Source organism: Streptomyces sp. NPDC038707 (assembly GCF_040636485.1).
Lineage (GTDB): Bacteria > Actinomycetota > Actinomycetes > Streptomycetales > Streptomycetaceae > Streptomyces.
Genome location: NZ_JBEZUP010000013.1, coordinates 207,761 through 234,152 on the forward strand (window position 1 = coordinate 207,761; position 26,392 = coordinate 234,152).

Below are 26,392 nucleotides of genomic sequence, written 5' to 3' on the forward strand. Positions count from 1 at the left end.
CTCAGCCGCCCAGCACCGCCCGCATCACCTCCCGCGCGATCGGGGCCGCGGTGCCGCCGCCGCTGATCTCGCCCCGGTCCGCCGACGCGTCCTCCACCACCACCGCCACCGCCACCTGCGGCTCCGGCGCGCCCTCGGACTTCGCCCAGGAGACGAACCAGGCGTACGGCACCCCCGTGTTGCCGACCCCGTGCTGGGCCGTGCCGGTCTTGCCGCCGACCAGCACGCCCGGGAGGGCCGCATGGGTGCCGGTGCCGTCCCGGACCACCCCCGCCATCAGCTCCGCCAGCCGGGCCGCGGTGGCCGCCCGCATCACCTGCCGGCCCGGCCGGGCCCCGCTCCCGGTCAGGAGCGCCCCGCCGTGCCGGGTGGTCCGCTCCACCAGGTACGGCGGACGCAGCACCCCGCCGTCCGCGACCGCCGCCGCGACCATCGCCATCTGCAACGGCGTGGCCCGCGTGTTGTACTGCCCGATCGACGACAGCGCGAGCTGCGCCCGGTCCACGTGGGTGTCGAAGGTGCTGGGCGCCACGGAGAAGGGGACGCGCACCTCGGTGTCGTTGAACCCGAACGCCTGCGCCATCGCCACCATGTCCCGCACCCCCACGTCCACGCCCAGCTTGGCGAACACCGTGTTGCACGACCACTCGAAGGCGTCCCGCACCGAGGCGTCCACGCAGCCGTCGCCCTCGTTGGTCAGCCGCGTGGTGGTGCCGGGCAGCCGGTAGGGATCGGGGGAGTCGGTCCGCTCGTCCAGGTCCGTGACCACGCCCGCGTCCAGCGCCGCCGCCGCCGTGACCACCTTGAACGTCGACCCCGGCGGATACGTCTGCCGCACCGCCCGGTTGAGCATCGGCTTCTCCGGATCGTGGTTGAGCCGGGCCCACGCGGACGCCACCGCCTCGTTGTTGCCCGACAGCTCCGCGGGGTCGTACGACGGGCTGGTCACCAGCGCCAGGATCCGCCCCGTGGCCGGTTCCAGCGCGGCCACCGCGCCCTTGCGCCCGGCCAGCCCCTGGTACGCGGCCTCCTGCGCCCGCCAGTTCAGGGTGGTCACGACGTCACCGCCGGGGCCGCGCCCCCGCGTCACGTCGTTCCACAGCGGCAGCGGCGCGAGCAGCGGGTCGGTGCCGGACAGCACCCCGTCCTCGGCGTGCTCCAGGAACGTGGTGCCGTACGTCTGCGAGGAGAAGCCGGTGACCGGGGCGTACAACGGGCCCTCGGTGTACGAGCGTTCGTAGCGCAGCTGCTCGCCGGTGTCCACGGACCCGGTGACCGGCCTGCCGTCCACCAGGATGTTCCCGCGCGGCTGCTGGTAACGCGCGATCGTGGCCCGCCGGTTGGCCGGACTGCCGTCGTACTCCCGGGACTGCACCACCTGCACCCGGGCCGCGTTGGCCAGCAGCGCCGCCAGCAGCAGGGCGCAGAACGCGCAGGCGTGCCGGATGCACCGCCCCATCGGCCGCCCGCCCCCGGGCAGTCCGCCGTACTCGGTCACGCCGCCTCCCGGCCGTCGTACTGGCTGCGCGCCGAGTCGCTCACCCGGACCAGCAGCGCCACGATCGCCCAGTTGGTGACCACCGAGGAACCGCCCTGCGCGAGGAACGGCATCGCCATCCCGGTCAGCGGGATCAGCCCGGTCACCCCGCCCGCGATCACGAACACCTGGAGCGCCACGATCGAGGCCAGCCCGACCGCGAGGAGCCGGCCGAACGGCTCGCGCAGCGCCAGCCCCGCCCGGTAGCCGCGCTCCACCAGCAGCGCGTACAGCAGCACGATCGCCGCGAGCCCCGCGAGACCCAGCTCCTCCCCGGCCGTCGCCAGGATGAAGTCCGACTTGACGGCGAAGCCGATCAGGATGGAGTGCCCGAGCCCCAGCCCGGTCCCCAGGACCCCGCCGGCCGCGAAGGCGAACAGGGACTGGGCGAGCTGGTTGGGACCCTGCCCGGCCTCGATGGTGGCGAACGGGTGCAGCCAGTCCTCGATCCGCCCGCCCACATGCGGCTCCAGCCGTCCCACGGCGACCGCGCCGAGCACCGCGAGCAGCAGCCCGACCGCGATCCAGCCGGTGCGGCCGGTGGCCACGTACAGCAGCACCACGAACAGCCCGAAGAACAGCAGCGAGGTCCCGAGGTCCCGCTCCAGCACCAGGACGCCGACGCTCACCAGCCAGATCGTCAGGATCGGCCCCAGCACCCGCCCGGTCGGGAACTGCAGCCGCCACAGCCGGCGCCCGGTGTACGCCAGCGCGCTGCGGTTGGCGGCCAGATAGGCGGCGAAGAACACCGCGAGCAGCACCTTCGCGAACTCGCCGGGCTGGATGGAGAACCCGGCGATCCGGATCCAGATCCGGGCCCCGTTGACCGCCGGGAACAGGATCGGCAGCGCCAGCAGGACGAGGGCGGCCACCACGCACACGTACGCGTACCGCTGGAGCACCCGGTGGTCGCGCAGCACCAGCACGACCCCGATGAACAGCCCGACGCCCAGCGTGGACCACACCAGCTGGGTCGGGGCCGCCCGGTCGCCCGGTGTCTCCAGGTCCAGCCGGTAGATCAGGACCAGCCCCAGCCCGTTGAGCAGCACGCCGATGGGCAGCGGCAGCGGATCGGCGTACGGCGCCCGGATCCGCACCGCGATGTGCGCGAACAGGGCGAGCACCCCGAGCCCGGCGCCGTACCCGACGGCACCCGGCGGCACGCTCCCGGACCGGGCCAGCCCCACCGCGCAGTAGCCGTACACGGACAGCAGGACGGCCAGCACGAGCAGGGACAGCTCGACACCCCGCCGCCGGGAAAGACGCACGGCGCGCACGGGAGCGGGGGCCGCCTCCAGAGTGCTTCCGGCCTTGGTCATGTCCGGAACTTACCGAAATAGCACAGTCTGTCCGGGCAGGCGCCCCGGGGCGCGAAGCGCCTCAAGGGGCGCGGGGAACTGCGCGGGCAACCACAACGCACCCGCACTCCGCGACGCAGCGAAGCCCCCGCCCCCTACTCGCCCCCAGGCAGCCTCAACACGGCAACCGCGCCCCCGTCGACCGCATTGCCGAAGCCCAGCGCAGCGCCCAGCACCTCCGCCTGGCCCACCGCGATGGTCAGCCCCAGCCCGTGCCCCTTGGCCCCGCCCTCCGTGCGGAACCGCTGCGGACCGTGCGCCACCAGGTACTCCGGATACCCGGGCCCGTGATCCCGTACGGTCACCACCGGCCCGTCCACGGTCAGCACCACCGGAGGCGCCCCGTGCCGGTGCGCGTTGGCCACCAGATTCCCCAGCACCCGCTCCAGCCGCCGCCGGTCGGTCTCCACCCGGACGTCCCGCAGGACACGCACCTCGGTGTCCGTGCCCGACGCCCGCACCACCCGCTCGGCCAGCGCGCCCAGCGCCTCCGTGCCCAGCTCCAGCCGCTCCCGCCCGGTGTCCAGCCGGGAGATCTCCAGCAGGTCCTCCGTCAGCGTGCGCAGCGCCGCCACCCGGTCCCGGACCAGCTCCGTCGGCCGGCCCGGCGGCAGCAGCTCGGCCGCCGCGTGCAGCCCGGTCAGCGGGGTGCGCAGCTCGTGCGCCACGTCCGCCGTGAACCGCTGCTCGCTCAGCAGCTTGCCCTGCAACGAGGCCGCCATCGAGTCCAGCGCGGCGGCCACCGCGGCCACCTCGTCCTGCGGCCGGGCCGGATCCTTCGTACGGGGGTCGTTCACCCGGGCGTCCAGGTCGCCCGCGCTGATCCGGCGCGCCACCCGCGCCGTGCCGTGCAGCCGCCGGGTCACCCGGGTCACCGCGAACACGCCGACCAGCACGGTCGCCCCGATGGCCAGCCCCGACGACCACACGATCGACTCGTCCAGACCGGCGATGGTGCGGGACTGCTGCGAGTAGTCGACCGCCACGGCCAGCGCCCGGCGCCCGGCCACCGGCCCCGCCGCCCACATGGCGGGGCGCCCCCGGTACGTCGCGACCATCGTGCCGCGCTGCCCGGAGACCGCCAGCCGGCGCAGCGACGGGGGCAGCTCCGCCGGGTCCACCCGGGCGCCCGGCAGCAGCCGGTCCCCGGCCTCGTACGCCTCGGTGGCGTCCGAGAGCCGGGACAGCGCCAGGTCGCGGGCCTGGCCGACGGTCTGGTCGGTCACCGAGACATGCACCAGCACGCCGAGCAGCGCGGCCAGCGCGCAGCACATCACCGTCATGAACGCGGCGGCCCTGACGGCGAGCGCCCCGGACCAGTGCGGCAGCGCGAGCCTCATCGCGCCCCCGGGGACGCCGAGGGGGACGGCGTCCGCATGCCGTGCCGGCCGTCGCCGACGTGCAGGTACTCGTCGCGCGAGAACACCATCGCGCGCTGGCCGGGGTCCCACACCCAGGTGGTGCGGTACTCGTAGCCGGAGGTGTCGGCGGGGGAGCGTTCGATCAGCGCCCGCCCGGCCAGCTCCACCCCGGTGAGCGCGTCGTTGTCGGCCAGCACCCGCACCAGCCTCTTCCCCTCGACGGTGTAGACCCGCACCGCCGTCTGGTTGGTCGGGTACAGCCGGAAGCCGAGCGTCAGATCCGCCCGGCCGTCCCCCGTCAGGTCCCGGTGGTACGGCTTGAGCAGCGGGCACCGCTCCCGGTCGCCCCCGGACCGGCACTGCCGCATCCGCTCCGCGGTCGCGTGGTACGCCCCCTTGGGGCCGTAGTCGTCGGGGTGCGCCGTCAGCTCCGCCGTCACGACGGCCACCGGATCGACCTTCCGGATGTCGCCGCCGGGGACCGTGACCCCCTTGACGGTCTCCCGCGTCGCCACGTCGTACGGGTAGGCCGGGCTGGACGCGGGCCTGAGGTCCGGCCACAGCCGGGTGGGGCTGACGGCGGTGGTGGTCGGCCCGGCGCCGCGCAGCGCGCCGGTGTCCCCGCAGGCGGCGGCCGACGCCGACAGCAGGGCGACGGCGGCCAGGGCGAGGGCGGTACGCGCGGGACGACGGGCTGGCATCCCTACATTCTGGCCGAAGTCTGCTTTGTACTGCTTCGTGTGCTGTGCGTGAGGACGCGGCCCGCGACACGGCCGGTGTGCGGGGGGCGGCGGGCTACTCGGCCAGCTCCTCCAGTTCCTCCAGCAGCCGTACGGTCGCCAGGCCCGCCCGGAGGTACTCCACGAACAGCTCGTTGTGCAGCGCCCACGCCGAGCGCCGGGCCCGGATCAGCTGGATCGCCTGGTCGGCCGTGTCACCCCGCTGGACCAGCGCGTGCGCGACGACCAGTCCCGAGCGGTTGTACCCGTGGTAGCAGCGCACGAGCACCCGCCGTCCGGCCTCCAGCGCGTCGTTCGCCGCACGGGCCAGCCGGATCACCCCGGCCAGCTGGGTGCCGTCCAGCGGTCCGTCCGGGATCGGCCACACATGGTGCTCCACGCCGGGATCGGGCCCGTACCCCGGCAGCCGCAGCAGCGTCTGCACCACGTCGAACTCGTCCCGCACGACGGCGGGCTCCAGGCGCCCGGAACGGTCCAGGAACTCGTGGCCGCCCATCCACAGACCGGGCACGATCTCGTTCCACGGGCTCTCCGGAGCCGGCACGCCGGGCTGCATTCCGCGGGTCCGCAACGGTCCCTCCCCAACTCCCCGCCAAGGGCCGCCCTCCACGGTAACCGGTCTTGCCCCCACCGCACCCCTCCTGTTCCCATGGACGAGGGGTGATGGCGCATGAGCGGACTGCGCGTGGTGCCGGCCTTCCGGCACGGTCGTGAGCGGCTGTACGTCTGCCGCGCGGACGGAACCAGTGTCGCCTGGTACGACCGGGAGACCGGCCGGGTCGATCTCCTCGCCGAGGACAGCCGGGACGCCGTGCTCCAGGCCCTGAACCCCTTCGTCACCGGCCCGGTGACCGTGGGCCCGCCCCCGCTCCCGACCCCCGTCGAACTCGCCCGGCTGACCCTGCACCCGGACGACGACCTGGCCCCCAACCGCCCCGGCGAGGCGCTGCTCGTCGCCCTGGACCGGCACCCCGGCCCCGCGCACCGGCTGCGCCCCGACCCGCGGCGGCGCGCCCTGACCGCCGAGCAGACCGTGGGACAGGCGCTGGACGGACTGGAAGGCGCCGGCTGGCACACCCTGCACTCCGTCCCGCTGCCCGGCGGCGACCGCATCCACCACCTGGTGATCGGCCCCGGCGGACTGTTCGCCGTCCACGCCCTGTACGCCCGCAGGGCCCGGGTCCGGGTCACCGACCCGATGGTCGCCCTGGGCCGCCGCGAGCCCGAGCCGCTGCTGCGCCCGCTGCGCTCCGCCGCCGACCGCGCCTCCTACGCCCTCACCGCCGAGGTCCGCCCGCTGCTGGCCCTGGTGGACCCGGCCGAGGTCACGGTCACGGCCGAGCCGCGGGGCGTACGGATCCTGCGCGACCCGGAGCTGGCGGACCTGGCCCGGCTGGGCGGGGTGCTCAAGCCGGCGGACGTGGAGGCGCTGCACGGAACGGCCCGGGACCGGAACGTCTGGCGGAGGGTCTGAACGCGGTCCACCGCCAGTCGCGGGACGGCGGTGGGCGGGCGCCGGTCACGGCAGCGCGGCGGCCGACGCCGGATCCAGCAGGGGAGCCATCAGGTCGCCGTGGGCCGCCAGACGCGGGGCGATGTCGTCGGCCCGGAACCCCAGCTGCGCGGGGTCGCGGCAGTCGGCGACCTCCTCCCAGGTCACCGGCGCGGACACCAGCGGGGCCGGGCGGGCGCGCACGGTGTAGGGGGCGGCCGTGGTCTTGCGGGCCGCGTTCTGGCTCCAGTCGACGAACACCTTCCCCGGCCTGAGGCTTTTCGTCATCCGGTGCACCACCAGCCGGGGCAGCGCCCGCTCGGCCTCCACCGCCAGCGCCTTCGCGTACTCGGACGTCCGCTCGGACGAACCGCCGCGCACCGCCGCCAGCAGGTGCAGCCCCTTCGACCCGGCGGTCTTCGGGTACGCCTCGATCCCGTCCGCCGCGAGCCGCTCGCGCAGCCACAGGGCGACCTCGCAGCAGTGCACGATGTGCGCGGGCGGCCCCGGGTCGAGGTCGAAGACCAGCCGGTCCGCCTCCTCGGGGCGCTGCACCAGCCACTGGTGGGTGTGGAACTCGGCGACCAGGTTGGCCGCCCAGACCAGGCTCGGCAGGTCCTGGACGAGCACCATCCGGGCCGGGCTGTCCGCGGAGGAGCGGGGGACCTCGGCGGTGGTGACCCACTCGGGCGTACCCGGCGGCACGTTCTTGGTGAAGAACCGCTGTCCTCCGGGCCCGTCCGGATAGCGCAGGAAGGACACCGCCCGGTCGCGCAGGTGCGGCAGCAGGGCGGTGGCGGTGGTCGCGTAGTAGTGCACCAGCTCCGCCTTGGTGAAGCCGGTCTCCGGATAGAGCACCTTCTCCAGGTTGCTGAGCGCGACCCGGCGCCCCTCCACCTCTGTGATAGGCGTCATAGGATGACAATCCCAGACAAACCGGAGAAAACTGCAGTGGAAGGGTGCGGCACGTGCGATCGATATGGAACGGCGCGATCTCCTTCGGCCTGGTCAGCATCCCGATCAAGCTGGTGAACGCCACGGAGAGCCACGCGATCTCCTTCCGTCAGGTCCACACCGAGGACAACGGCCGCATCCGCTACCGCAAGGTCTGCGAACTGGAGGACCGCGAGGTCAGCCAGGCCGAGATCGGCAAGGCGTACGAGGACGCCGACGGCACGATGATCCCGATCACCGACGAGGACCTCTCCCACCTGCCCATCCCCACCGCCCGCACCATCGAGATCGTGGCCTTCGTGCCGGCCGACCGGATCGACCCGCTCCAGATGGGCGCGGCGTACTACCTCGCGGCCGGCGGGGCCCAGGCCGCCAAGCCGTACACCCTGCTGCGCGAGGCGCTCAAGCGCAGCAACAAGGTCGCCATCGCCAAGTACGCGCTGCGCGGGCGGGAGCGGCTCGGCATGCTGCGCGTGGTCGGCGAAGCCATCGCCATGCACGGCCTGCTGTGGCCGGACGAGGTCCGGGCCCCGGAGGGTGTCGCGCCGGACGAGCACGTCACCATCCGGGACAAGGAGCTGGACCTCGCGGACGCCCTGATGGACACCCTCGGCGAGGTCGACCTGGAGGACCTGCACGACGAGTACCGGGAGGCACTGGAGGAGGTCATCGCCGCCAAGGCCACCGGCGAGGCCCCGCCCGAGTCCCCGGCCCCCGCCGCCGGCGGCAAGGTGCTGGACCTGATGGCCGCCCTGGAGAACAGCGTCCGTGCGGCCCGCGAGTCCCGGGGTGCGCCGGAGGAGGAGGCGGAGGTCAGACAACTGCGCCGGGGTGCGTCGGCACCGAAGGAGACGGGCGCCAAGAAGTCCACGTCGACGAAGAAGACCCCGGCCGCGAAGAAGGCCGCCCCCGCCCGCAAGTCGACGGCCAAGGCGGGGGAGGGGACGGCGAAGAAGACGACGACGGCGAAGAGCACGGCGGGAAAGAAGACGGCACAGAAGAAGACGGCATCCCGCAAACGCACGGCGTGAGGGCCGCGGGGGTGTGCGGGCGGGAGCGCGCAGTGGAGCCGCTCCCTGACGACCCGGGCGGGAGCGGTTGGTCTCGCTCCGGCTGACGCATGCGGACGGGCCCCGCCCCACCCCACCCCATCCCGCCCCACCCGCATCCGTCAGCCGGCTGAAGACACGGACCCCGCCCGTCCCGTCAGCCGGCCGAGGGCACCCGCCCCCGCCCGAGCAGCACCACCCCGCCTCCCGCCAGGGCCAGCCCCGCCAGCGCCGTGCCGAAGACCGTCGCCCCCGTCGTCAGCCCCACCGCGTCGCTCAGAAACCCCGCGCTCACCGGCAGGAGCCCGGCGGGAAGGTAACCCCCCACGTTCAGCGCCGCGTTGGCCTCGGCGAGCCGCGCCCCCGGTACGGCCGAGTTCAGCAGCGACAGCCCGCCGAGCTGCCCCATCCCCTGCCCGGCCCCCGCCAGCGCCGCCGCCCCGGCCAGCGCCGCCACCGACCCGGTGTGCACGGCGCAGACGAGCGCGGCCATGCCGAGGGCGGTGGCACCGGCACCCGCGGCCAGCACCGTGCGCCGCCCCAGTCGTCGTACCGCGAACTGCACCCCCGCGGCGCACAGGAACATCGCGAACGCCAGCGCCCCGGAGACGACCCGGCTCCCCGTGCCGAGCAGCCCCGCCAGCAGCGACGGCCCGAGCGACAGCACGAAGGACGTGGCAGTGATCCCGGGCGCGAACACGGCGATCCCCAGGGCGAGCTGCCACCCGGCACCCCGTGGCACCCCAGGCACCCGCACCCACCCCCCGACCCCACGACCACGGTCACCGTCACTGCCGCCGTCGCCGTCACCACGAGCGTCTCGGACCGGCATCCGGAGCACGACCGCCACGGCCGACGCCAGCAGCACCGCCTCCACCGCGAACACGGTGACCGTGGGTCCGGGGAGCGTCTCGGACAGCACGCCGGCCAGCAGCGGCCCCAGCCCCGCCCCGGACACCATCGCGCAGGAGGCGAGCAGCGCCGCGAGCCGCCGCCGACCTGGCCCCGCCACATCCGTCACCGCGGCCATCCCGGCCGAGACCACCGCCCCCACCGCGACACCGGTGCACAGCCGGGCCGCGACCAGCGCCCCCACGCCGCCGGCGGTCGCGAAGACGAGGCAGGCGACGAGGGCGAGCCCCAGCGCGGGCAGCAGCACGGGCTTGCGCCCGACGCGGTCGGAGACGACCCCGGAGACCAGCAGGGACCCGAGCAGCCCCGCGATGTAACAGGCGAAGACCACGGTCAGCGTGCCCCTGCTGAACCCCATCTCGCGCTGCCACAGCACATACAGCGGGGTGGCCGCGTTGGACAGCACGAACACCGCCGTCACGGGCCAGGCGGCGAGCCAGACCCACCGGACGGGCACCTCACCCCCGTCCGCCGCTTCCCGGGCACGCACACCGGCGGTCGCCGTCGTCATGGCAGAGTCCTCCCCTGGACTTCAGTACGAGTCAAGTCGTACTTGTACGAGCGGAGTCGAACTTAGCATGCAGTACGATCTGAGTCGTACATGAACTCCGTGAGAGGGAGTGGCAGTTGACCGGGCACAGGACCGAAGCGACCCAGCCGACGGCCACGGGCATCGAGGAGCCGCCGGCGCCCCCCGGCCTCCCCGACCCGCTGCCCGAGCCGGCCGCCGCCGACATCAGGCTGGAAACCGTGCTGAGCGCGCTCAGCGACCCGCTCAGGCTGCGGATCGTCCGCAAGCTCCTGCTGGAGTCGGAGGAGTTCGACCACACCTGCGGCTGGTTCGGCCTGGACCGCCCCAAGTCCTCGCTGACCCACCACTTCCGGGCCCTGCGCGAGGCGGGCGTCACCCGGCAGCGCCAGTACGGCCTTGAGCGCCGCAGCCAGGTCCGGGTGACCGACCTGAACGCCCGCTTCCCCGGCCTGCTGGACCTCGTCGCCGCGTGGACCCCGCCGGACGGCGACTGAAACCGGGCGGGACTGCCGGAGTACCCGGGATGCGGACCGCGACCCGGTCCCCGACCATGGAGTCGTCGCGAGGGGAGGGGCAGCCGGGGCGGCCGATCTCCTGGGAGTGAGTGTGACGATGACCGGTGACAGACCCTCCGCGGCGGCCTGGCGCAACCTGGTCATGGCCACCGTCGGCTTCACCCTCACCTTCTGGGCCTGGAACCTCGTCGCCCCGCTCGCCGGCGACTTCGACAAACGCCTGCACATGGGCGCGTCGGCCCAGTCCCTGCTCGTCGCGGTCCCGGTCCTGGTCGGATCGCTCGGCCGGGTCCCGGTCGGCGCGCTCACCGACCGCTACGGCGCCCGCCTGATGTTCCCGCTGACCAGCGCCCTGACGATCATCCCCGTCCTGCTCCTGATCCCGGCCCGGTCGTCCTACGTGGCCCTGCTCCTGGTGGGCTTCGTCCTGGGCCTCGGCGGCACGACGTTCGCGATCGGTGTGCCGCTGGTCAACTCCTGGTTCCCGCCCGCCCACCGGGGCGCGGCCCTCGGCGTCTTCGGCATGGGCATGGGCGGCGTGGCGCTGTCCGGCTTCCTCACCCCGCGCATGTACCACCGGGGCGAGAACCTGCCCTTCCTGGTCATGGCGATCGCCCTGGCGGTGTACGCCGTCCTGGCCGCCGTCCTGATCAACGACCGACCCGACCGCCAGATCCCGTCGACCCCCCTGACCACGCGCCTCACCCAGGCGGGCCGCCTCCGCGTCACCTGGGAACTGTCGGCGCTCTACGCGATCGGCTTCGGCGGCATCGTCGCGTTCGGCGTCTACCTCCCCACCTACCTGCGCACCTGGTACGGGCTCACCCCCACCGACGCCGGCACCCGGGCGGCCGGCTTCGCCCTCGTCACGGTCATCTTCCGCCCCCTCGGCGGCTGGCTCGCCGACCGCGTCCACCCGGCCACGGTCACGGCCTGGGCGCTGGGCCTGGTCGCGGTCCTGGCGATCATCCAGTCCTTCGACCCGGTCCTGGTCCCCACTGCCACGGTCTGCCTCCTGCTGATGGCGGCGGGCCTCGGCACGGCCAGCGGCTCGGTCTTCGCCCTGGTCTCCCGGGTCACCCCCCAGCCCCAGGTGGGCAGCGTCACCGGCATCGTCGGCGCGACAGGCGGCCTCGGCGGCTTCGTCCCACCCCTGATCATGGGCGCCGTCTACAGCGCCAAGTCCTCCTACTCCATCGCCTACATGCTCCTGTCGGACCTGGCCCTGGCGGGCTGCGTGTACGCGTACACCCGCATGCGCACGGCGAGGCCGGCTCCGGCAGACGCCCCGGCCCCACCCCAGCCGGCCGGACACCCCACGGGACCCACTCCCTCACGCGACGGCCGGGGCCGGCTCTGACCCAACCGAAAACACAGAGAACCCGCCCTCCCCGGGCCGTGGTGCCGCCCGAGATCGAAAAACGAGGCGGCTCGACATGGGGCTCAGGGGCCGTAGGATCCTCGTGTGATTACGGGTGAACTGAAGAGCAAGGTGGGACGTGTCTGGGACGCGTTCTGGTCGGGCGGCATCTCCAACCCGCTGCAGGTCATGGAGCAGATCACCTATCTGCTCTTCATCAAGCGTCTGGACGACCTGCAGACGGACAAGGACCAGGCGGCCGAGTTCTCCGGGGTTTCCGACCCGCACCCGTTCTTCACGGAGGACCAGCAAGACCTGCGGTGGCAGAACTTCCGCACGATGCAACCGCAGACCATGTTCGATGTGGTCAGCCAGGGCGTCTTTCCGTATCTGCGGCGCATGGGCGGCGAGGACTCCACATACTCGCATCACATGAGGGACGCTCGTTTCGAGATCCCGAGCCCGAGTCTCCTGGCGAAGGTCGTCGACCAGCTCGATGCCATCGCCGACGCAATGGAGGACAGCGACACCAAGGGCGACATCTACGAGTACATGCTCGCGAAGATCGCCACTTCCGGTCAGAACGGCCAGTTCCGTACCCCGCGGCACATCATCGATCTGATGGTCGAGATGACCCAGCCGCGTCCCGGCGACAAGATCTGTGACCCGGCCTGCGGTACGGCCGGCTTTCTCGTCCAGTCCGCGGCCTATCTGAAGCGTGAGCATGGGCAGGACCTGCTCGGCACGGAGGAACGCCGACATTTCGACGAGGAGATGTTCCACGGCTTCGACTTCGACTCGACGATGCTTCGCATCGGGTCGATGAACATGCTTCTCCACGGTGTCGCCAACCCGGACATCCGCCATCGTGACTCCCTCTCCCAGGCCGGAGCGGAGTTCGGCGATGACGAGGAGTACTCGCTGATCCTCGCGAACCCGCCGTTCGCGGGCAGCCTGGACTACGAGTCCACGGCGGCCAACCTCCTGCGCACGGTCAAGACCAAGAAGACGGAACTGCTGTTCCTGGCGCTGTTCCTGCGCATGCTCAAGCCGGGTGGTCGAGCGGCCGTCATCGTCCCGGACGGCGTTCTCTTCGGCTCCACCAAGGCGCACAAGGAACTACGCCGAATGCTGGTGGAAGAGCAGAAGCTCGACGCAGTCGTCAAGCTCGCTTCCGGCGTCTTCAAGCCGTACACGGGCGTCTCGGCAGCCATTCTCTTCTTCACCCGCACCGACACCGGGGGCACGGACGACGTCTGGTTCTACGACGTCCAGGCCGACGGTTTCTCACTCGATGACAAGCGCACGCCGCTTCTCGCCGAGGACAAGCTCGGTGTCCGCCCCGGCGGCGCGCTCACAAGCTCCGAGCATGAGAAGAACAACCTTCCGGACGTACTCGCCCGCTGGTTCCACCGCGCGGATTCGGAACGCGGGCGCCCTCGCACCGCTCAGTCCTTCACGGTCCCGAAGTCCGAGATCGTGGAGAACGACTACGACCTCTCGCTCAGCCGCTACAGGCAGATCGTGCACGAGGAGATCGAAGCGCGTCCGCCGTCCGAAATCCTTTCCGACTTGAGGCGACTCAACAAGCAGATCGAGGAAGGGATGGCGAAGTTGGAGGGGATGCTGGCGTGAGTTCTGTGCGCACCGTGCCGCTCGGGGACATCGCTTCCTTCGTGCGAGGAGTGACCTTCAAGCCGGACGACATCGTCGAGGACAGCCCCGAAGACACGGTTGACGTCCTGCGGACGAAGAACGTCCAGACCGAACTCGACCTCAGTGATGTGTGGGCAATCAGCCCGCACCATGTGAAACGAGAAGAGCAGTACACCCAGGAAGGTGACATCCTTATTTCCAGCGCTAACAGCTGGAATTTGGTCGGTAAGTGTTCCTGGATTCCGGAGCTTGATCGCAGGACCACCTTCGGTGGATTCGTGACTGTGCTCCGCGGGGACAGCGCGCGGGTGAACAGGCGCTATCTGTACCACTGGTTCTCGTCGCCGAAGGTCCAGGCCACGGTCCGTAGTTACAGCCGTCAGACCACGAACATCTCCAATCTTGATCTGAAGCGCTGCGGCTCCCTTGCTGTTCCTCTGCCAGAGATGCGTGAACAAGAGCGCATCGTCGAAGTCCTGGACCAGGTGGACACCCTGCGCGTCAAGCGGCGCCAGTCCATGGCCCTCCTCGATGACCTCGTCTCGTCGATCATTTGGAAAACGCTCCCAGGAGATGCGGAGATCGCGTGCCTCGACGACGTGCTGCAGCGTCGCCTTCGCAATGGAATTTCTCCCTCGTCCAAGGGGACATGTGAGGGAAAGGTGCTCACCCTCTCGTCTCTGACGCGTGGTGATTTTGACGAGTCGGCCTGGAAGATCGGTCTCTTCGAATCGGACCCGACAAAAGAGTACTCCGTGAAGTCGAACATGTTCATGCTGGTTCGTGGTAACGGAAACAAACGGTTGGTCGGAGTAGGCAGGTTTTCTTCGGTCGCCATCCCGGACGTTGTCTATCCGGATACGGTGCTGGCCGCCCCGATCCGTGAGGATCTGATTGTCCCGGAGTACCTGGAGGCAATTTGGAAGACCTCCGCTGTTCGGCGGCAGGTCGAGGCTGTGGCACGCACGACCAACGGAACGTACAAGGTGAACCAGAAGACGATGGGGGCGGTGAAGATCCCTCTTCCCGGCAAGGGGTGGCAGATCGAGTTCCAGGAGCGGGTGCAAGCCGTCCTGCGCGCGCGGAACCTCCACCGTGACCACCTCGCCAAGCTCGACGAGCTCTTCACCTCCGTCCGGCAGCGTGCTTTCAACGGCACCTTCTGGGATCGCGAGCCCATGTCCACGTGACGCGAGCACGGATCAGGCATGCCCGGCCTGACCCGTCCAGCCCGGCTCCGTCGAACGGACACCGCGGCACTACCGATCGCCCGGCCGCACCACGACGCACCTCGTACACGGCCCGGCTGTGACGCACCTTCTGGTGCGGGACGCAAGAAGAACGCTACGGGGAGGCGGGCGCTTCCCTGTGAACACCGAGGGGGAGGACACACCGCCGCCATGGCCACTGACCGCAGCCACGAGGACGCGCGAGACAACAGCCTGACGCAGCCGACGCCGACCATGCAGTCACCTGGTCAGGCAAAGCCCGCCCCGCCCAGTGGCCCCATCCCGACGCCCGCGGACCTCAAGGCCGCTCACGACGGCAACGTCCGTGCCGGAGGAGGTCTCGCCGCCCGGGGAGCCACCATCGCCGCCGGGAACTTCGTTTTCCTCCAGGAGGCCTGGGCCACCCTCTACGACGACGCCCGCAAGGCCGAGCGTCTGGCCCATGCCGACCCGCGCGCCTCCGCCTTCTACTCCCGGTTCGTTCTCGAACAGGCCGTGGAGTGGATGTACAGAAACGACCGTCGCCTGGTCCCTCCGTACAAGATGGACCTGAACGCGATGACCAAGGCGCCGAGCTTCAAACAGCTGGTCACTCCTGGTCTGATCGCCAAAATGGACCTGGTCCGCATCAACGGGAACCGTGCGGTGCACAAGCCCGCACCCGTGCCGGTCAAGCTGGCGCTCGACAGCCTCCGCGAACTGTTCCACCTCCTGTACTGGTTCGCCCGCAACTACACCGACAGCGGGCGGCACACCCTGCCACCGTCTGACCTCGCCTTTGATCTCACCCTCGTCCCGCGCCCCCTCTCCCCGCAGGCCCACCAGGCGAAGCAGCAGGAGCTGCTGAAGCAGAAGCGGCAGCAGGAGAAGGATCTTCAGGAACGCTGGGAACGGCTCGAGGCCGCCAATGAAGAACTGAAGCGCCAGCTGGAAGAGGCCCGGCGGCGCATTGCGGACATCACACAGCAGAACAAGCAGATCCCCGACATCCACGACTACGACGAAGAGGCAACCCGCGAGGCCTTCATCGACGTTCTGTTGCGCGAGGCCGGCTGGGAGAACTTCACGCGCGGCAAGGACATCGAGTACGAAGTCGACGGGATGCCGACCAAGAGCGGCAGGGGACGGGTCGACTACGTGCTGTGGGGCGACGACGGCAAGCCGCTCGCCCTCGTCGAGGCCAAGCGCACCCGGCTCGACGCCCGTGAGGGGCAGGAACAGGCCAGGCTGTACGCGAATGCGTTGGAGGCCCGGTTCAACCGCCGTCCGGTGATTTTCTACACCAACGGCTACGAAACCTACCTCTGGGACGACGCACGGGAGATCAACTACCCGCCCCGCCGCATTCAGGGCTTCCTCACGAAGAAGGAACTCCTCTGGCGCATCCAGCAGCGCGCCCGCCGGCGTTCGCTGCTCCACACGCCCGTCAACGAGGACATCGCAGGACGGCCGTACCAGAAGCGGGCCATCGCGCGCGTGGGCGAGGCGTTCGAGAAGCGGCAGCGCGAGGCCCTGCTGGTGATGGCGACCGGTACCGGGAAGACGCGTACCACCGCGGCCCTCACCGACGTCCTCCAGCGGGCTGGATGGGTGCAGCGCGCCCTCTTCCTCGCGGACCGCGAGGCCCTGGTCACCCAGGCCAAGCGCGCGTTCGACGCCAACCTGAAGCAGACGCCGACCGTCAACCTACTGGAGGAGAAGAAGGAGGACGCCCGGGTCTACTTCTCGACCTACCAGACGATGATGAACCTCATAGGCCAGACCGACGCTGACGGCCATCGGCGCTTCGGCCCCGGCTTCTTCGACCTCATCGTCATCGACGAGGCCCATCGCTCGGTCTACGACAAGTACCGCTGGATCTTCGAGTACTTCGACTCGCTTCTGCTCGGACTGACCGCCACCCCGAAGAACGAGATCGACCGCAACACCTTCCGCCTCTTCCAGTTGGAGGACGGCGTCCCCACCGACTTCTACGACCTGGACGACGCCGTTCGCGAGGGCTACCTCGTCCCGCCCGTCCCGATCAGGGTGCCGCTGAAGTTCATGGAGCTGGGTATCCGGTACGCCAGTCTCTCCGACGAGGAGAAGGCCGAGTGGGACAGCCTGGAGTGGAGCGAGGACGGCCGCATACCGGACTCCGTCTCCGCGAACGAGTTGAACAAGTACCTGTTCAACACGGACACCGTGGACAAGATGCTGGAAACCCTGATGACGTACGGCATCAAGGTCGAGGGCGGTGACCGCCTCGGGAAGACGATCGTCTTCGCCCGCAGCAACGACCACGCCAGGTTCATCGAGAAGCGTTTCAACGCCAACTACCCGCAGTACGGCGGCAAGAAAGCCCGCGTCATCACGTACAAGGAAAAGCGCGCCCAGGCCCTGCTGGACGCCTTCGCCGACCCCGAGCCGAAGAACCCGGACGATGCCCCGGACATCGCCATCTCCGTCGATATGTTGGACACCGGCGTCGACGTGCCCGAGGTGGTCAATCTGGTCTTCGCCAAGCCTGTCTACTCCAAGACGAAGTTCTGGCAGATGATGGGCCGTGGCACCCGCCTGCGCCCGGCTCTCTTCGGTCCCGACCCGGACAATCCCGAGTACGCCAAGAAGAATTTCCAGGTCTTCGACTTCTGCGGCAACCTCGCCTACTTCAGCGCCGACCTCCCCGTCCGCGACGGACGCACCACCCTTTCCCTCGCCGAACGCACCCAGGTGCGCCAGCTGGAACTGATCCGTGCCCTCGACCGACGCACGCCCCCGGACCCGGCCCGCGACGCCGGCGCCGATGCGTACGCCACCGAACAGGAGCTGCGCTGGTCCCTCGCGCATCGGTTGCACTGCACCGTGAGCGGCATGTCTCCTGAGCACAACGTTCTCGTACGGCCGCATCGCCGTGAGGTGGAGCGCTTCAGTCACTTCACGGCCTGGCGCGTCCTGGACGACGAGGCCGACCACCTGCTCCGCTCCGGCCTGCTCGGTCTGCCCAGTGAATGGCGCGAGGAGGGGAATAACCCGGGCGAGGAGGCCAGGCGCTTCGATCTCAAGGCGTACGAGCTGCAGCTCGCCGCCCTGGAAGGCAGCCGCGACTACGCCAGGCGCCGCGCGGAGATGCAGCAGATCGCCGAGAACCTGCTCGGCAAGCGCAACATCCCCGACGTGGAGAAGCAGGCGGAACTGCTGTCTGCGTGCGCGGGGGACGAGTGGTGGCAGGACGTGACTCTGCCCATGCTCGAAGACCTGCGACGTCGGCTGCGCCCGCTGGTCAAGTTGATCGACCCGCCCACCAAGCGCAAGATCGTCTACACCGACTTCGAGGATGAGCTCGGCGTGCCCGTGGAAATGGAGCTGCCGGGCATGCAGGTCGGTACCGACATCGACCGCTTCCGCGCCAAGACCCGGGCTTACCTGGACAAGCATCCCGACAACCCCGCTGTGCACAAGCTCACGCACAATGAGCAGATCACCGCCGACGATCTCAAGGCGCTGGAGAAGGCGTTCCTGGACGATGGCGTGGCCTCCTCGGAGGATCTGGAACACGTGGTGCGGCAGGGGCCGGGGCTGGGCTTGTTCGTCCGTTCCATCAGCGGTCTGGATCGTGCCGCTGCGCAGCGGGCGTTCGAGGGCTTCACTTCGGGCCGGCAGCTGAGCTCCCAGCAGTGGGACTTCCTCAATCTGATCGTCGACGCGCTGACCAAGCGCGGCTACCTGGAACCCCAGGACCTCTTCCGGAGCCCCTTCACCGACCGCTTCCCGAAGAATCTGTTCGGCTACTTCAGCAAGGAGGAGGCCGCCGAGCTCAAGGTCATCGTCACGGAGCTCCGCAAGCGCGCACTGCCCACCGATCTGGCCGCGTAGCACGCACTCGGGTGCGACGCCGGGCACTCCGTACACCGTGGGTGCCCGGCGTCGTATCCGCCGGCGCGGACGAGTGAGGTATCGAGGTCTTTCAGGCCGCTCGACACCTGTGACCTGCTTGACGCCGCAGGCATGGCACCTGGGGCGACCACACCCGCCCGCACAAACGCCAAGACCCCGCCCTCAGCGCATCCGCTGATGACGGGGTCTACAGACACCTAATCCAAGGTGCCCCCGGCAGGATTCGAACCTGCGCACACGGCTCCGGAGAGCGTGATCCCGCAGTGTCAAAATATTGCTCTGACCTGCACGAATCCTTCGGGAAGATCGCACGCTCTCCCGATTCACACGCCCCTCACACGATGGCCGTGCGGCGCCATGCCTAGTCCAAGCGGAGAACCCGTCGTCAGGACGTGTTCGATTGGCTTCTGTGCAGCGCCCCGGGAAACACTATGTGCCCCGCTCCCGCGTCCGCGCGAAAGAGGTTGAGGCCCGGGGCATCGAGGTTCGCCAGTGTGGTCCATGCCTCCCAAGTGCACTGCCACAACTCTGGTAGGGACGCCGCGTGAACGGCGCCCCGTGACCGACTGGCCACATGATTCCTTGCACGCCACCCACCGCGGCTGTCTCTGCGCCGACTGTTGAGCGGCGGCGATGTGGCTACTTGAAGACGGTGCTCGAGGACCAAGCCGCAGACAACGGGCCCGAGTGCAGACGCGGTCACACGTTCCGACGCGCTGATATGTGCCAGCAGCTCCGGCCACCGCAGCACGACGACGCTTTCCCAGAGTTCCGGAGGGACGGTGTTGGCGACGTGGTGACTCTCTCCGACAGGGAGATCACGAAGCCGCCGTTCCCCCTCTTGAGTTTGACCGACGTAGCACAGCCCGCCACTGGTGAAGACCCCGTACAGGACAGGCCCGGTCACTGGGGAGCGCTGGCCGTTCGCGCGCGTCAGCAAGTCACCCACCTGATGGGCGAAGGCGAACCGCCGGTCCTGCCACTGAGCGAGGCTCGGTGGATCCGAGACCAGGCGATGAAGGGAGGCGAGCCAGCTCGTGTATGCGTCCTCAAGATCAGTCACATCAGACAGTTTGAGGGTATGCCTGCCCAGGCCAACAGCCCGTTGCCGCCTACACGTTCAGCCTGACGTGACCACAAATCGATGGCTCGGAACGGCAAGCTTCGAGAGCATGAAGCCATGTCTCTCCCGACAGAAGCCTTGGCACGCATCCTGCAGGCAGCGAGAAACGAACTCGGTCAGCTGACTGAACCGCCGCGGGCCAGTGCTCCCGTGGCCCAGGACGACTGGGAGCAGTCCCTGTGGGATGCAGGGCTCTGTGAAGAGGAGTGGCTTCTCGGTGGCCCAATGGATGCGCTGGCGGCCGCTGTTTCGGAGGGGAACGCTAAGGGGATCAAGAAACGCGCGCTCGACTTGGTGCATGACGTAAAGTCGCGAGAAGAAAATCTGTGGTACTTGGCCGTGCTCAAATCTGGACTCTCGCAGGAAGTACTGCACTTGCGAGAGTGCTTGCATGATTTTGCGATCCAAGTTCTTGATGACGCTGCTTGTGGATTTCCTGATGGCCTGCGGCATGTGGATGAGCTGCAGGCCAAGCTGGACTCGATCACAAGCGCCACGCCAAGTCTGCCGAGTGAAACGTGCGTTCAGATCTTTGGCGTTGCGCGCGATGAAATCTGTGATCAACGAGGGATCTTTTTGTCGTCGCGCCTTCTGGCGAACTATCGGGGGCGTATTGGCGTGCTCTATAAACGCCTATCTTCTGTGCTTTCCGAGCTAGCGAAGAAGCCACTGGAAGTCGAAAGTGCAGTCGATCTCGCGTGGGCCTATACACAGAGTGGAAGGCCCCTGTTGGTGCTGCGCTCGGCATTCTTTGCTTCGCGCATCGTAAGAAGCGGATTTTCGGCAGACCCGATTTTCGCAGAGCCGATTAGGCGCCTGAGGGCGCGGACCGACCGAAGCGCGGCTAACCACCAGGGGATCGTTCAAGCCCAGCAGAACCTCAGGAATGCATCAACTGCTCAGCAGCGGGCCTTCTGCATGCTCGACATCTATCGCAGGGTGGTCGAGGGCCAGCTCCGACCTTGTGCATGGACGGTCCTTGAGCTGCGAGGGCGATCTGGAAGGCTGCCCGAGATTGCATCATTGCGCGATCAGCTAGTTGCTGATGGGCATCCAGTCCTTCAGGATGCAGCACAGGCGATACTGCCGGCTGTCCGAAACGGAGCCGCTCACGAAGACTTCGAATGGGATGAAGATCGCGAGCTAATTTGTGTCGGCGAGGACACCACTGCGGTAGAAGATCTTGCTGATGGAATCGAGCGGGCGTACGCATTCATGGTGGGGTTCGACTGTGCATTGATGGCGCTTCGAGCCGAGATGCCAGAACTTGCGCGCTTCCTTGACGAGAGCGATCCGCCGCAGGGAGTCCGTGCGCTGCGCGAGAGGAATGCTCTCAACGCTTTCGGTAGTAGTGGGCTCTCGGTCCACGATTGGTGCTATGGGCGTGGTCGCCTCGAAGTGGTGTTGGACCGCTGGGGGATGGACTCTTTTTATCCTGGTCTTCAGGCGGCAATGTGGACTTCCCGTTTTCTGGAGAATCTAAAAGAAGTTGCTGTGAGTATTCGCGGCTCCGAATCAGTTCCGGTCGTGGTAAGCCGCCCGGCGCTGGATGCTATGTTCCCTGTCTGGGACGAAGCGCGTACCCTCTTCCCGGTGTTGCCTGCCTTCGTCTTCATGCCAGCGGAGTACTCGGTGAGGGTCGCTAGGGGCCATCATGAAGTTGCGTTTGGCGTGGTGCTCCGCTTGGCGATTCACAACACGCTAGTTATGTGCTCCTCATTCGAAGAGAGCGGCAAATCTGAGGTCTTGGTGCGCCGTCTTGAGTTGGTGCTAGTTGCCATCCGGCAAACAAACGTCCTAAGTGGAGATGGCCAATGCGTGCGAGCGAATGATGTTGAATCGCTCATTTATCGCCTGACGGAACATCTTGCCAAGCCTAAGCGAGAAAGGGTTCCGTCAGTTGCTCGCTACCTGCTTCAGAAGCTGGCGAACGTGCACGACCGCTTGCCAGCCCCAATGCCAATTCCTGGGCTCCCCGCCGCCGACTCTCGAACGTAATGCACCGATTTTCATGGGCTGACGCACGGGGGCAGCATTGGTTCGGACAGGTGGGACAGGGCGGTTTCTCGCTGGCCCACCTGTTTTCGCAGATCACCCCGGCTACTGGGACACTTGGACACGCGGGACCAGCCACGCAGGGCCGCGAGCTAAGAGACACTGCTGCACGATGCCCCTGGCTGCCGGTCACCTGGTGTGGTCGTGAAACGGGGGGTGCAGGTGTCTGGCGCTGGTGATTTCGTGTGCGCTGAGGATTTCGCGGGCGCACCACGTTAGATCCGATACGGCGAACCCTGCCTGGCTGAACCCTTCTTCGAACTGCTCAGGCACGGCCAGCCCGCCGTCCTCTACGATGAGCACGTCGGGGTGTAGCCCTTCAACCGCACGAAGGAGGTTGACGAGGACAGGCCTGGTGAACCTATCGATGCCATCGGGTCCTTCGATCTCCACAGCGATTCTCGCTGCCCGCACTTCGGCTATTCGCTCCGTCAGGCGTGCGTATGTCTCGGCGGCGCTTTCGCGGCTGAGATTCCCTTCGTGCGCTGTGCGCCGGAACCGGAAGATGTCCTCAAGGACGTCCTGTGACACGAGGATCAGATTGGCGTAGGCATCGCGCCTGGTCTGCCGGTGCCACTGCTCTTGATTGGCCTTGGCTCCCCTGCTAGCGGTGATCCGCGCAGCTGCGACCGCACCGCCTCCACCCACCACGGCGCCGATGATGCCCGCGCCAGCGCCGATAAGGGCGGCTGCTGTCTCACTGTTCACAGCACAGCATTGTGGCCGACGGGACAGAACCTAGTCCGCTCGGCCCGGGTTGCTCCTGAAGGCTGTAACACCCCGGTGGGGCGAGGGTGTCGCCACGCCGAGCTCTTCCCGCACCGACGCCTGGAACGCTGCTATCGGATCCTGCATGGCAATGACCGCGCGGAAGGCTGCGTCCTGGGTGCCGCGGGTTGTCTCCAAGGCGCCGGCCGCGTCCCATGCGGCCTCGAACATGACGTTCGCAGCATGCGGCGTATCGCCCTCGGACAGAATGGAGATCTCGGCAGTCAGGTGCTCTGCTTCTTCAAGGAGTGTGTGCGCCTGCTGTAGCGCCTCTTGGACGATCTCTAGGTGCACAGCATCGAAGACCATCGCGTCGTCGGTGGGCTGAGGCACATCGGTGTCGCGGACGGTGAGTAGCGTCGTGTACCCGGTCCGCCGGAGCCGCGCATCCCCCTCTTCGTTGGGGAGAGAGGCGCACGCACTCGCGAGGATGCGTTCCGTTTCCTTGATCTTGTAGAGAAGCTCTTTGGCGGCGCGAAAGTGTTCCGCATGCCACCTGCGTAGATCTTCGGCAGCCCTCCGCTCTCGTTCGGCTCTCTTCTGAAGAACTTGCGTCAAGATCGCTGCTGCCAGGGTTCCGCCCACCCCGAGAGCCGCGAGCAGGAGCTGAAGTGGCCCGCACCGGCGCCGCCTACGCCGAACAGCTCGCGCAGGCCCTTGTCACCCGCGCCGCGCTGCCCGGCTTCGACCCCCAGGCGCTGGAAGCCGCGGGGCTCCCGGAGCTCCCGGCCGCGCGGGGGGATCGGTGAGGTTCTACCTGACCACCCACAAACGGCACTGGGTGCGCCTGACCCGCGTGCCGCTGTTCCTGAAGTCCGAGCACTTCACCGCCGCGGTCAAGCTCGATGCGGCGCAGGGCCCGTACCGCGGTGGACTCCGGCGGGTTCACCGAACTCCAGCGGCACGGCCGCTGGACGCGCACGCCGCGCCAGTACGTGGACGACCTGCGCCGCATCTGGGAGTGCGTCGGCCCCTACGACTGGGCCGCACCGCAAGACTGGATGTGCGAAGACCTCATCATCCACGGCGGCACCGCGGGCCCACTCACCTTCGCCGGGACGCACCTGAGCGTGCGCGAGCACCAGCACCGCACCGTGGCGAACTTCCTCGAACTGCGCTCCCTCGCCCCGGAACTGCGCATCATCCCCGTCCTACAAGGCCGCACGGTCCCGGACTACGAATGGTGCGCCGAGCGCTACGCGCGGGCCGGCGTCGACCTCGCCCGGGAACCCGTGGTGGGGCTGGGCTCGGTGTGCCGGTTGCAGTCCACCCGCGAGGGCGCCGCGATCGTCACAGCCATGGCCGCGCGCGGACTGCGCCTGCACGGCTTTGGCTTCAAGACCCTCGGTCTGGAACAGGTCGGGCACCTGCTCGCCTCCGCCGATTCCGCGGCGTGGAGCTACCACGCACGCCGCAGACCCCCGCTGCCCGGCCACACGCACAAGGACTGCGCCAACTGCCTGCCCTACGCGCTGCGCTGGCGCACTCGCGTCCTCGGAGCGTTGCCCACCTGGCAGCAACCCACCCTCGATGCCAACTGAGCGAGAGAAGAGCCGTGTTCGAGATCCGCGTCATCTGCCCGCCGGGCGACGCCGACCGCGCCAGCACCGCTCTGGCCGCCGCGTTCGACACCGGCCCGGCACGTCAGTACCCCACCCGCGACGGCAAGCGCACCCGGCTGTACTTCACCGCCGACCACCGCGACTCCAGCACCAACCCCACCACCGAAAGCGAGTGATCCACATGTCCGTGGGAGAGACCCCCATCACCATCGTCGGCAACCTCGCCGCAGACCCCGAACTGCGCTTCACCGCCGGGGGCGACGCCATCGCCCGGTTCTCCGGGCCTCCACCCCGCGCACCTACGACAAGGCCACCGGCCAGTGGCGCGACGGCACCGCGATGTTCCTGCGCTGCACCGCCTGGCGGGAGCTGGCCAACCACGTTGCCGAGAGCCTGACCAAGGGCACGCGCGTGGTCGTCACAGGCCGTCTGCGTCAGCAGAACGAGCAGGGCGAGAACCGTTCCATGCTCGCGCTGGAAGTCGACGACATCGGCCCCTCGCTGCGCTTCGCCACGGCCAAGGTCGAACGCGTCCAGCGCAACGGCGCCGCCTCCGGTCCGACCACCGACGCGTGGAGCACCGCCGCACCCGCCGCGGCCGGAGCCGCTCAGGGCTCCGGTTCGGGATTCAGCGACGAACCCCCGTTCTAGACACGCCCGGGGCGGGCGCCTCTCACCACAAGACCGCGCCCGCCCCGGCTCCCTTGTCCCTTCGACAGAACAGGAGAACCTCCAGCATGCCTCAACTGGACGGCTCTGCCCAGCTCAGCGCTGCACTTGACGCTGCGTCGCGCGGCTGGCACGTCTTCCCGCTCATCCCTGGCGCCAAGCGCCCCGCCGTCCGTGACTGTGAGACCCGCGCCACCACCGACCGCGAGCGCATCACCCGGTGCTGGACGCACGCCCCCTACAACGTCGGCATCGCTACCGGCCCCTCCGGATTCATCGTCGTCGACCTCGACACCTCCAAGGGCCCGGACGACACCCCGCCGGCCGAATGGGCCGCGCTCGGTCTCACCGACGGCGCCGACGTGCTCGCCCTGCTCTGCGAGCGCCACGGCCAGTCCATCCCCGCACGCGAGCCAGGCACGGACCGGCCGGTGCCGATTCCGCCCGTGTTGGTGGCGATACTCCGGGCACACCTCAAGGAGTTCGGCACCGCCAAAGACGGGCGGCTCTTCCCAACGAATGGGGGGAACTGCTCGGCACCTCCAGCTACTGGCGGGTGTGGCAGGAGGCCAGACCGCTGGCGCTCCCGCCGGACAAGGTGGACTCGCCCCTGGCCCGGAAGCCCTACCACCTCCGGGCCACATGCATCACGAACTGGCTGCGCGCAGGTCTCCCTGTAGCCGAAGTGGCCCGGCGCGCCGGCAACTCCCCAGAGGTCATCCACCGCCGCTACGCGGGCGTCATCGACGACAGCGAGGCGGGAAACAACAAGAAGATCGAAAAGAGCATGGGCTGGGGGTAGGAAGCCGCCGTGTGAGTGTGCGGACGGGGGCCGCACACTCACTGGTGATCCAGCCATTCTGTTAGGTCCTTGAGTCTGGGAACTACTTCGGTTTTCATCCCTCGCGGGAGGTGGGCAGCGTGGAGGACATGGGACGCATAGCGTTCGGTTACGACCACGTCGCAGTACGGCACCGCGATGCTCAGTGCATCGATATCGAAGATGTCGTTCGGCTCCCATGACTTCTGGCGGTTACGATGCGCCGCCTCTGTGAGGGTCGTATGGACGTCGGCGCTTGGCATGCAGTCCGCGAAGGCCCGGATCGAGTCTCTGCCCGTGACTACTTCAGCAAGTGTTCTGCCTCGGTCAAGGAGTGCCTGGGTGAGCATGTCTATGACTTCGAGAGACATGTACCGGGCCTGTACTACGTCGCGCAGGCGGTTCCAATACTGCGGATCATTGTCGAGGCGTTCAGCTAGCTGCCGCTCCGATTCAGCTCGGTTTTCAGCGCTTCTCTTAGCGACTGTCGGGTCCCACCCGTTTGCCTTAAGGTCTGGCACCTCGGCGTCAGTGGGCCCTCGTAGCATCGAGCGCTCAAGCTGCTCACGGGTATTCGCCAGCATCAGATCAAAAGCGGCTGGCCCATCTGGCCAAGCGGCGCGAGCCTCGTCGGTGACATCACCGGAAGCTGAACGGATAGACAAGCCACCCCGCATGCCCATGGCATGGCCGATGCCGTGTCCCAGCAGTTCGATATCTGCAAGATGCTGTCAACGCTCTCTGAAATCTGACCCCCGGCGAGTCTCTGAAAACTGACCCCCCATGTTGTTGGCCGCCGAGTGCCCTGGTCGTGTCGTCAGGGT

21 protein-coding genes and 2 pseudogenes are annotated in these 26,392 nt (G+C 68.7%); 13 read left to right on the top strand and 10 right to left on the bottom strand.

Annotation, left to right across the window (positions count from 1 at the left end):
* Position 1 precedes the first annotated feature (1 nt).
* The 5 genes from AB0E62_RS20095 to AB0E62_RS20115 form a co-directional block, all read right to left on the bottom strand.
* The gene (locus AB0E62_RS20095; RefSeq protein WP_362195173.1) at positions 2-1,459 is read right to left on the bottom strand and encodes a penicillin-binding transpeptidase domain-containing protein; all 1,458 of its coding nucleotides are present in this window, start codon (positions 1,457-1,459) and stop codon (positions 2-4) included.
* Between the two features lie 35 nt (positions 1,460-1,494).
* Positions 1,495-2,856: an FtsW/RodA/SpoVE family cell cycle protein gene (locus AB0E62_RS20100; RefSeq protein WP_362195100.1), complete on the bottom strand. Its 1,362-nt coding sequence runs from the start codon at positions 2,854-2,856 to the stop codon at positions 1,495-1,497.
* A 134-nt stretch (positions 2,857-2,990) separates the two neighbouring features.
* Positions 2,991-4,235 (bottom strand): HAMP domain-containing sensor histidine kinase, encoded by a 1,245-nt coding sequence (locus AB0E62_RS20105; protein WP_362195103.1) that lies wholly within the window; start codon positions 4,233-4,235, stop codon positions 2,991-2,993.
* Entirely contained in the window at positions 4,232-4,957 is a 726-nt protein-coding gene (locus AB0E62_RS20110) for a hypothetical protein (RefSeq protein ID WP_362195106.1), read from the bottom strand. The genes AB0E62_RS20105 and AB0E62_RS20110 overlap by 4 nt, the downstream gene beginning before the upstream one ends.
* 94 nt (positions 4,958-5,051) lie before the next feature.
* Entirely contained in the window at positions 5,052-5,567 is a 516-nt protein-coding gene (locus AB0E62_RS20115) for a protein phosphatase (RefSeq protein ID WP_362195109.1), read from the bottom strand.
* Between the two features lie 99 nt (positions 5,568-5,666).
* On the opposite strand from AB0E62_RS20115, the gene AB0E62_RS20120 reads away from it, so the two are divergent.
* Entirely contained in the window at positions 5,667-6,470 is an 804-nt protein-coding gene (locus AB0E62_RS20120) for a nuclease-related domain-containing protein (protein ID WP_362195111.1), read from the top strand.
* Positions 6,471-6,515: 45 nt separating this feature from the next.
* Here the strand turns inward: AB0E62_RS20120 and ligD are convergent, their stop codons facing one another.
* A complete protein-coding gene (gene ligD, locus AB0E62_RS20125) occupies positions 6,516-7,403 on the bottom strand; it encodes a non-homologous end-joining DNA ligase (RefSeq protein WP_362195113.1) in 888 nt (295 codons plus the stop codon).
* Positions 7,404-7,456: 53 nt separating this feature from the next.
* Between ligD and AB0E62_RS20130 the strand changes: the two genes are divergently transcribed.
* Positions 7,457-8,473, top strand: coding sequence for a Ku protein (locus tag AB0E62_RS20130; RefSeq protein WP_362195116.1), 1,017 nt, complete (start codon positions 7,457-7,459; stop codon positions 8,471-8,473).
* Positions 8,474-8,648: 175 nt separating this feature from the next.
* Here the strand turns inward: AB0E62_RS20130 and AB0E62_RS20135 are convergent, their stop codons facing one another.
* Positions 8,649-9,914: an MFS transporter gene (locus AB0E62_RS20135; RefSeq protein ID WP_362195119.1), complete on the bottom strand. Its 1,266-nt coding sequence runs from the start codon at positions 9,912-9,914 to the stop codon at positions 8,649-8,651.
* Between the two features lie 161 nt (positions 9,915-10,075).
* On the opposite strand from AB0E62_RS20135, the gene AB0E62_RS20140 reads away from it, so the two are divergent.
* The 6 genes from AB0E62_RS20140 to AB0E62_RS20165 all read left to right on the top strand — a co-directional run bounded on the left by AB0E62_RS20140 (position 10,076) and on the right by AB0E62_RS20165 (position 21,692).
* The gene (locus tag AB0E62_RS20140; protein WP_362195176.1) at positions 10,076-10,429 is read left to right on the top strand and encodes a helix-turn-helix domain-containing protein; all 354 of its coding nucleotides are present in this window, start codon (positions 10,076-10,078) and stop codon (positions 10,427-10,429) included.
* A gap of 118 nt (positions 10,430-10,547) precedes the next feature.
* Positions 10,548-11,810 (top strand): MFS transporter, encoded by a 1,263-nt coding sequence (locus AB0E62_RS20145; protein WP_362195122.1) that lies wholly within the window; start codon positions 10,548-10,550, stop codon positions 11,808-11,810.
* Positions 11,811-11,915: 105 nt separating this feature from the next.
* Positions 11,916-13,445, top strand: coding sequence for a class I SAM-dependent DNA methyltransferase (locus AB0E62_RS20150; RefSeq protein ID WP_362195125.1), 1,530 nt, complete (start codon positions 11,916-11,918; stop codon positions 13,443-13,445).
* The gene (locus tag AB0E62_RS20155) at positions 13,442-14,656 is read left to right on the top strand and encodes a restriction endonuclease subunit S (protein ID WP_362195128.1); all 1,215 of its coding nucleotides are present in this window, start codon (positions 13,442-13,444) and stop codon (positions 14,654-14,656) included. The genes AB0E62_RS20150 and AB0E62_RS20155 overlap by 4 nt, the downstream gene beginning before the upstream one ends.
* Positions 14,657-14,866: 210 nt before the next feature.
* The gene (locus AB0E62_RS20160) at positions 14,867-18,550 is read left to right on the top strand and encodes a DEAD/DEAH box helicase family protein (RefSeq protein WP_362195131.1); all 3,684 of its coding nucleotides are present in this window, start codon (positions 14,867-14,869) and stop codon (positions 18,548-18,550) included.
* A 1,294-nt stretch (positions 18,551-19,844) separates the two neighbouring features.
* The gene (locus tag AB0E62_RS20165; protein ID WP_362195133.1) at positions 19,845-21,692 is read left to right on the top strand and encodes a hypothetical protein; all 1,848 of its coding nucleotides are present in this window, start codon (positions 19,845-19,847) and stop codon (positions 21,690-21,692) included.
* A 186-nt stretch (positions 21,693-21,878) separates the two neighbouring features.
* On the opposite strand, the gene AB0E62_RS20170 is transcribed toward AB0E62_RS20165, so the two are convergent.
* Both AB0E62_RS20170 and AB0E62_RS20175 read right to left on the bottom strand, forming a co-directional pair.
* Positions 21,879-22,457 carry a hypothetical protein gene (locus tag AB0E62_RS20170; protein ID WP_362195136.1) on the bottom strand — a complete coding sequence of 193 codons (579 nt, stop codon included), beginning with the start codon at positions 22,455-22,457 and terminating at the stop codon, positions 21,879-21,881.
* A gap of 30 nt (positions 22,458-22,487) precedes the next feature.
* Positions 22,488-23,075 carry a hypothetical protein gene (locus AB0E62_RS20175; RefSeq protein WP_362195138.1) on the bottom strand — a complete coding sequence of 196 codons (588 nt, stop codon included), beginning with the start codon at positions 23,073-23,075 and terminating at the stop codon, positions 22,488-22,490.
* Positions 23,076-23,128: 53 nt separating this feature from the next.
* Between AB0E62_RS20175 and AB0E62_RS20180 the strand changes: the two genes are divergently transcribed.
* The 5 genes and pseudogenes from AB0E62_RS20180 to AB0E62_RS20200 all read left to right on the top strand — a co-directional run.
* Complete coding sequence (locus tag AB0E62_RS20180; RefSeq protein WP_362195141.1) at positions 23,129-23,266, top strand: hypothetical protein; 138 nt, start codon at positions 23,129-23,131, stop codon at positions 23,264-23,266.
* 96 nt (positions 23,267-23,362) lie between these two features.
* Positions 23,363-24,058, top strand: coding sequence for a hypothetical protein (locus tag AB0E62_RS20185; RefSeq protein WP_362195144.1), 696 nt, complete (start codon positions 23,363-23,365; stop codon positions 24,056-24,058).
* 14 nt (positions 24,059-24,072) lie between these two features.
* Positions 24,073-24,255 carry a hypothetical protein gene (locus AB0E62_RS20190; RefSeq protein ID WP_362195147.1) on the top strand — a complete coding sequence of 61 codons (183 nt, stop codon included), beginning with the start codon at positions 24,073-24,075 and terminating at the stop codon, positions 24,253-24,255.
* Positions 24,256-24,260: 5 nt separating this feature from the next.
* A pseudogene (gene ssb / locus AB0E62_RS20195) lies at positions 24,261-24,730 on the top strand (single-stranded DNA-binding protein).
* 86 nt (positions 24,731-24,816) lie between these two features.
* Positions 24,817-25,152: pseudogene (locus AB0E62_RS20200) on the top strand (bifunctional DNA primase/polymerase); the annotation flags it as partial.
* Positions 25,153-25,588: 436 nt separating this feature from the next.
* Here the strand turns inward: AB0E62_RS20200 and AB0E62_RS20205 are convergent.
* Positions 25,589-26,152 carry a hypothetical protein gene (locus AB0E62_RS20205; RefSeq protein ID WP_362195149.1) on the bottom strand — a complete coding sequence of 188 codons (564 nt, stop codon included), beginning with the start codon at positions 26,150-26,152 and terminating at the stop codon, positions 25,589-25,591.
* Positions 26,153-26,392 lie beyond the last annotated feature (240 nt).